This is a genomic window from Streptomyces sp. NPDC006265, from assembly GCF_040613555.1.
Taxonomy (GTDB): Bacteria; Actinomycetota; Actinomycetes; order Streptomycetales; family Streptomycetaceae; genus Streptomyces.
This window is the reverse complement of record NZ_JBEXSH010000649.1, coordinates 1-5,262: the sequence shown is the minus strand read 5'-3', so window position 1 is coordinate 5,262 and position 5,262 is coordinate 1. Positions and strand designations below refer to the sequence as shown.

The 5,262-nt window shown below is 67.6% G+C and carries 4 protein-coding genes and 1 pseudogene; 3 read left to right on the top strand and 2 right to left on the bottom strand.

Translation table 11 applies throughout. The features are described from left to right. Together ABZ281_RS36430 and ABZ281_RS36425 are read left to right on the top strand one after the other, a co-directional pair. Nucleotides 1–434, top strand: a 434-nt coding sequence (locus ABZ281_RS36430) for a helix-turn-helix domain-containing protein (protein WP_356662334.1), incomplete at its 5' end; no start/stop codon positions are given. Nucleotides 435–1,019: 585 nt separating this feature from the next. Further along, nucleotides 1,020–1,852 (top strand): annotated as a pseudogene (locus tag ABZ281_RS36425) (PIG-L family deacetylase). Between the two features lie 423 nt (nucleotides 1,853–2,275). Here ABZ281_RS36425 and ABZ281_RS36420 read toward each other — a convergent pair. Continuing rightward, nucleotides 2,276–2,527 (bottom strand): DUF6207 family protein, encoded by a 252-nt coding sequence (locus tag ABZ281_RS36420; RefSeq protein WP_356662333.1) that lies wholly within the window; start codon nucleotides 2,525–2,527, stop codon nucleotides 2,276–2,278. Nucleotides 2,528–3,313: 786 nt separating this feature from the next. On the opposite strand from ABZ281_RS36420, the gene ABZ281_RS36415 reads away from it, so the two are divergent. After that, the gene (locus ABZ281_RS36415; protein WP_356662332.1) at nucleotides 3,314–3,811 is read left to right on the top strand and encodes an inositol monophosphatase family protein; all 498 of its coding nucleotides are present in this window, start codon (nucleotides 3,314–3,316) and stop codon (nucleotides 3,809–3,811) included. 770 nt (nucleotides 3,812–4,581) lie between these two features. Here ABZ281_RS36415 and ABZ281_RS36410 read toward each other — a convergent pair. Then, nucleotides 4,582–5,262, bottom strand: a 681-nt coding sequence (locus ABZ281_RS36410; RefSeq protein ID WP_356662331.1) for a DUF427 domain-containing protein, incomplete at its 5' end; no start/stop codon positions are given.

The following is a 5,262-nucleotide window of genomic DNA, read 5'->3' as shown; positions in this document are numbered from 1 at the left end:
GCGACCGATCACATCTCTTGAGGGAGCTGTCCGACCGCACCGCCGTGGTCGGCCCGGCCCGGCCATGGACTCGTGCGTCCGCCTCGTACGCACGAGCCGTACGCGCGCGCTCCCTCTCCTCTGATATTCGCGACACCGAGGACCACCTGCCCGAGCTGGTGCTGAGCGCCGACGTGGACGCGTTCGCAGACCTGCGTGCCCGAGCCCTCGCGCCGTTGCGGACCTTGCCTGTCGCAACCGCGCGGCGGCTGGAGGAGACGTTGCGGGCGTGGCTGCTGCACCAGGGCAGGCGGGATGAGGTGGCGGCGGCGTTGTTCGTCCATCCCCAGACCGTCCGGTACCGGATGTCGCAGCTGCGGGAGCTGTTTCCGGACCTCGCATCGCCGCACCGGGTCCTTGAACTGACGCTGGCGGTCGGTCTTGGGGTCAGTTGACGCGTTCTTCGCCCGTCCTGGACCGCGTCCGCGAGCGGTCCAGGAATCGTGCCTCGTCCTCGGGGACAGGTCCCACTGCCGTCCGACGCGGCCTCCGCCAGCTTCAGTACCGTCCCGACGTCCTCGACGGCTGCCTCGCCGGCACCGGCCTCCACGCCAGCCACCATGACGACATCACGCATTCAAGGGTCAGTAGCTGACGCCGATCACGCAGGTCATGGAATTGTTTGACCGTCGACATCAGACGAAGATCACCAAGTGGGTCACTCTTGGTCCGCCGTCATAGGGTCCGCATTCGGCCGTCGTCGAGACCGTGCCGCCTCTCCAGCCTCTTCGGATCCGAGATTGTGTGATCGTAGTCGCGCCTGCATCTCGTTCGCGTTGAACCCGACGCGTAGAAGCCAGGCGGCCGCGCCGGGAACAGCCGGTCCGGCCGACACGGTTGCATGGACCGAGGGGCCGGCGTTGCGCGGGCGAGGGAGCACGGAGATCACGAGGTCGTCCGTCCCGCCATCCGGGCCCCAGGTTCGCGGTAGGCCCACCGCGCGCTTGGATCAAGACGCATCTCTGCAGGAGGACTGTTTCATGACTGACCGGCCTTTGACGCTCATGGCGGTACACGCACACCCCGACGACGAGGCCACCGGAACCGGGGGTGTCCTCGCGCGGTACGCGGCGGAGGGCATCCGCACGGTTCTCGTGACGTGTACCGACGGCGGTTGCGGTGACGGACCGGGGGTGCCAAGCCGGGCGATCCCGCGCATGATCCGGCGGCGGTCGCCCTGATGCGCCGTCAAGAACTCAAGGCGAGCTGTGAGGTACTGAAGGTCAGCGATCTGGAGATGTTGGACTATGCCGATTCCGGGATGATGGGCTGGCCGAGCAACGACGCCCCCGGATCCTTCTGGCAGACCCCGGTGCAGGAAAGCGCGGCCCGGCTGGCGGAACTCATGCGGCACTACCGACCCGATGTGGTCGTCACCTACGACGCGAACGGCTTCTACGGCCATCCCGACCACATTCAGGCCCACCGCATCACGATGGCGGCGCTGGAGATGACCGCGCTGGCACCGAAGGTGTATTGGACTACGATGCCCCGCTCGATGATGCAGCGATTCGGTGAGATCATGCGCGAGTTCGGTGAGGACATGCCGGAGCCGGATCCTGCCGAGGCCGCCGCGTTGGCCGAGATCGGCCTCCCCGACGATGAGATCACCACGTGGGTGGACACCACCGCGTTCAGCGGTCAGAAATTCGACGCGTTGGCCGCGCACGCCAGTCAGGGGGAAAACATCTTCTTCCTCAGGATGGGCAAGGAGCGGTTCGGCGAGTTGATGGGCCTGGAGACCTTCGTACGAGTCCAGGACACCACTGGCGCGGCCATACCCGAGAACGATCTCTTCGCCGGACTCCGCTGATCCGCCCGTCCGACCGGCCGGGAACGCGCATCAACCGCATGATGCGATCGATCGGATAACACACCCGGAGGCTTGTCCACGCGAGTTCGGCTCTGGCATCCCGCGTCCAAACCCTCGCCGGCAGCGTCGACGCGTGCCCGCGTTTGCGGCCCGGCAGGAGCGCGACAGCCCAGGTCGGCCCCAGCGGTCGGCTCCGTTCGGGACAGACCGCCGAGACAGCGACACGAAGCGAAAGGGTCCGTTGTCCGACATGCTGTGAGGAAACGGAAGAGGAAGCAGATCACGAGGACGGTCTGCGACACCAATCGCGTGGCCCTCAACGATGTCAGGGGAGCGCACGATCCGCTTGTCGCTCTCGCGATCGATGACTTGCTGGTGTCTCTCTCACGGGACATCAGCAGGTCAGCGGCGGACACCTTGTGTTCAGGGTCCGTCCTGGGGAACGCCGGACGTGCGGCTAGGAGTTGAGGACTTGGCGCACATCCGGGTAGCAGCGCAGCCGCACGCCGGGTTCGCCGGGGGGGCCGGGTCGTCCGGTCCGCCGGCGCTGTCGCCCACCGCCCGGCGAGTGTCTCCTGGATGACGAACGACGAACGCGGTCTGGTCGTCGGCGGCTGCGCCCTCGACCACGGCCAGACCCGGCTGTGCCACATGTCCTTCGTTGATCGGCCTCATACAGAGCACTACACCCAAAGGCTCGCGGTAGTTCCGCGAGCGCGGTGTCCTTTGAAACCGGCCCGCGGCGTCGGCGGTGGCGAGGGATGGCACGCGAAATCCTTCCCCGATGGAGATTGCGTCTGGGCAATTTATCAAGTCAGATACTTGCATTTGATGTTAAGTCATGGACTCCCTCACGTTCCCGGCATGAACCTCGCCGTCCTCGCGGCCTCCGGCCAGACCGGAATCGCCCTCACCCGACAGGCGCTTCAACGTGGTCACACCGTGACCGCCATCGCGCGTGATCCCATGCGGATCGCTCGCCCGACTCCCCGAACCTGCGCAAGGTGGCGGGCGACGTGAGCGACGCGGGCAGTGCCGCCACCATCGTGAACGGGAATTCCGTGGTGCTTTCCGCGCTCGGCACGGACCGGGCCGGGATTCTCCTGGTCAGCAGATTCAAGTCCAATTGCATACAAGTAGATCCTCACATGAGACAGATCCACTACAATCAACTCCGGGAGCATCCCGCGAGCCAGGAGCTGCTTGCCGCCACCGTCGCTGCCGTCCGCCACGCCGGCGCCCGGATGATGACGCGCTATTCCAGCGAATCGCGTCACCCAGGGCTCCCCGAACTGCTCGTGAACCTCCAGGCCGATGACGCGGCCGTTGTCGACACGTTGCGCCCAGCGTTGACCGAGGCCCTGCCGAGCGCGGGCTGGCTCAACGACGAGCACGGATCGGGGCCGCTGGCCACGGGCGAGTGTCGACCCGGTCGGTGGCAACGTCAACGCCGTGTACGGCATGCCCGACCGGAACATCGGCGTGAGCCTCCTGGGCGAGGGCCGCCCGGTGCTTGCGGTGGTCTGCTTTCCGGTCTTCGACGAGATGTTCACCGCGACCGAGGGCGGCGGGGCGTTCCTCAACGGGGTACGGCTGCGGGTGTCGGTCAAGACGTCATTGGACGGCGCACTGGCCGGGACCGGCCAGGCACAGCGGGGTCACGACCCCGACCTCGCTCAGTGGATGGGCGCCGCCTTCGCCGCGATGACGAACTCCGCACTCTATGTACGGGCCTCCGTACCCGTGACCCACCAACTCGCCCAGGTCGCCGCGGGTCGGATGGACTTGCACTGGCAGTTCGACAACGTCCGGTCCCACGCGGCAGGAGTGCTACTGGTCCAGGAGGCCGGAGGCGTCGTGACCGGCCTCGAGGGCAAAGCGTGGGAACGGGCGAGTGAGAGCTACCTCGCCGCCGCGCCGGGTATTCACGCCGCTGCGCTGGACGTCCTTACTGCCTGAAGGAAGGCCAAATCCATCTTCCTCATCACCGCCACGAACGGGAGGATAGTGAATGACGACGACCGTGCCGCCCGGCGTCGCCGAGCTGACCGACTCATGACTTACGCCGCTTCGCGACCAGCGCGTCGGCGTCCGTGTCCTCGCCGAGGTCTCTTCTTGCAGCTGGCCGATCATGCTTATTGATCGAGAGGACGCCCTAGAGTTTAGGCCCGGGGTTCCTGGGTGCCCTCCCATCCGGTCGTCGCTCCAGTCGATGCCCTTGTCGTGTTGCTTGCTCGACGCGAGCCCGAAGAACCCGAGAAGGGGAGTTGCGATGAGGATTGCCCCGCACAGGCTGTCGATCGCGACGTAGGCCGCGGCGGCGATGACGGCCCAGAACAGGATGTCGCACACGATCCGCGCCCACAGCGGGAACGGGGACACGCCACGCGTGGTAGCGGCGGTACAGGCTCACGAGCTTGCCGGAGGCACGCTTGGATCGGCAAGCGTTTCCCTGACCCGCCTTGCCGGCGTGGCCGCTGCCGTGCACACGTCCCCTTTTTGTCGCCTGCAGAGTCCCTTCGCGTGCCCGTGACCCCAGCAGCCTTCTCCTCTGGGTGGGCAGCGGTCGCTCTCGACCCTATGCGCGCGAGCGAGAGCGTGAACCTGCGCGGGCAGTCGGTTCGCTCGCCGGCGGGCCGGTCGGTGGTGCGCTGGGCACGGAGGCGCCGGCTCACATGCCTGCCGTGCTCTCGTCGCCCGAGATGTCAACGGCTCTCACCGTCGCCGCCTCACCACAGTCGGGTGCCCGGGGTGCCCTTGAACGGCCCCCGCACCTCCGCGGTGATCCAGCCGCCGTAGAAGTCCCCCTCCTGCGCCGTGACCTCCTCTGCGTCGACCGTGCAGCGGTCCATGCGGCTCGGGTAGAAGGCGAAGAAGTCGGCGAGTGGTGCGTAGCCGGGCTCGGGACGGGGATAACTCCAGGCGGAACGAGCGCGTACGTCGTCTCCCACGATGACGTCCCAGTACCGGGCCGCCCCCTTCCATTCGCACCAGGTCCGGCCCGCGACCGCCGGGAACAGGAGCTCCGCACGGACGTCCTGCGCAGGGATGTAGAACACGGGGGGATGGCTGGTCTCCAGTACTCGGACTGCCCTGCGGGTCTCGGCCACCACCTGGCCGGCGCACTCCACTCGCACGTCACGGTCGTCCTCCCGCATGACGGGCGGCCGCGGGTAGTCCCAGACCGACTCGGGCGTCCGCGGGGCGGAACGCGGCACGGGCTCTTCCAGCGGGTCCAGATACACCTCGTCCTCGTAGCACCAGGCCCATTCCCCCTCGCGTGCCAGGGGGCGAGCCACCGGGTGGGCGCTGGAGTCGAAGTGGGCCGTGGCGTGAGCGCCGGGAGAGCTGTCGCTGCAGCCCACGTGGCCGCAGGTCAGGGGCGGCAGCAGGTCGGCCGGGGGGGGGGC